The organism is Neisseria sp. P0021.S005 (assembly GCF_051956955.1).
This window is the reverse complement of sequence record NZ_JBQCWY010000895.1, coordinates 1-536: the sequence shown is the minus strand read 5'-3', so window position 1 is coordinate 536 and position 536 is coordinate 1. Positions and strand designations below refer to the sequence as shown.

Here is a 536-nt window from a genome sequence, read left to right as displayed (position 1 = left end):
TCTCCAAGCCGTATGGACTTGAAAAAACTCTACTGGATCAACGGCGAACACATCAAAATCACCGCCAACGAAAAACTGGCCTAAATGGTGAAACCGCGCCTCGCCCTGCGCGATATCCATGAAACAAGCAAGCCTGCTTTGGAAGACGTGTTGGCATTGGTCAAAGACCGCGCCCAAGACCTGAACACACTTGCCGACGAGTGCCTCTACTTCTACGTCAAACAAACGCCGGCCGAAGCAGACGTGCAGAAGCACTGGGACGACGAAGCCGCCGCCCGTATGCTGCGCTTTGCCGAACGCCTCGAAGGGCTGGAAGACTGGAACGCCGAAGCCATCCACGATCTCTTCAAACCTTTCTGCGACGAAGAAGGCATCAAAATGGGCAAACTCGGTATGCCCCTGCGCCTCGCTGTCTGCGGTACGGCAAAAACCCCAAGCGTCGATGCCGTATTGGCATTAATCGGCAAAGAAGAAGTGTTGAAACGGATCCGTTCGTAAGGCATGAATGATAAAAGGCCGTCTGAAATGTTTCAGAC

The 536-nt window shown here is 53.4% G+C and carries 1 pseudogene; it reads left to right on the top strand.

Annotated elements, in window-relative coordinates:
* A pseudogene (locus ACTHUE_RS20030) lies at positions 1-498 on the top strand (glutamate--tRNA ligase); the annotation flags it as partial.
* Positions 499-536: the final 38 nt, after the last annotated feature.